The following is an 831-nucleotide window of genomic DNA, read 5'->3' as shown; positions in this document are numbered from 1 at the left end:
GAAGCTGTTTTTGAAGATAGATATAAGGAGCGGAATATGGCTTTACGCCGCGAAATTCTGGCTTGGTGCGATGAGACTTTGCAGGTTGGGTTGTTTAAGGACTATGCGCCCAACGGTTTGCAGGTTGAAGGCAAAGAAGAAATTGCCAAAATCGCCACTTCGGTTACCGCCAGCAAAGCAGCGATCGATTTTGCCGTAGAGCAGGGGGCGGATCTGCTTTTGGTTCACCACGGTATGTTTTGGAAAAGCGAGCCTGTCACGATTACCGGTTGGAAAAAAGCACGCATTGAAACCTTGCTGCAACACCAAATCAATATGGCGGGCTACCACCTGCCGCTGGACGCACACCCGCAATTGGGTAATAACGCGCAGTTGGCCGAGAAACTTGATTGGGTGCTCGAAAAACAATTCGGCGAGCAAAACCTGTTGAATACAGGCCGTCTGAAAACCACGCAAACGCTGGCGCAATTGTCTGAACGCATTGAGGCGGTATTTGACCGCAAGCCGACCGTTATCGGCGATCTTGAACGCGAAATCAAACGCATTGCCTGGTGCAGCGGCGGTGCGCAGGGATTTTTTCAGACGGCCGTAGACGAAGGTGTCGATGCGTATCTGACCGGTGAGATTTCCGAAGCGCAATATCATCTTGCCAACGAAACGGGTGTGGCATTTATCAGCGCCGGCCACCATGCGACAGAACGTTACGGCGTCCGTGCCTTAGGCGATGCCGTGGCAGAAAAATTCGGTATCGAAATGGTTCACTTTGATGAAAACAACCCTGCCTGAGTATTGAGCAATATCATAAAAACTTTACCTTATTTTAAATAATGC

Annotated in this window: 1 protein-coding gene; it reads left to right on the top strand. The window is 49.9% G+C overall.

The genetic code is table 11. The annotated features are described in order from the left end of the window. Nucleotides 1-36 precede the first annotated feature (36 nt). Nucleotides 37-786, top strand: coding sequence for a Nif3-like dinuclear metal center hexameric protein (locus ACTHS3_RS16165; protein WP_440368530.1), 750 nt, complete (start codon nucleotides 37-39; stop codon nucleotides 784-786). The last annotated feature ends 45 nt before the right edge of the window (nucleotides 787-831 follow it).

The organism is Neisseria sp. P0009.S007 (genome assembly GCF_051962515.1).
This window is presented reverse-complemented; position numbering and strand designations above follow the sequence as displayed.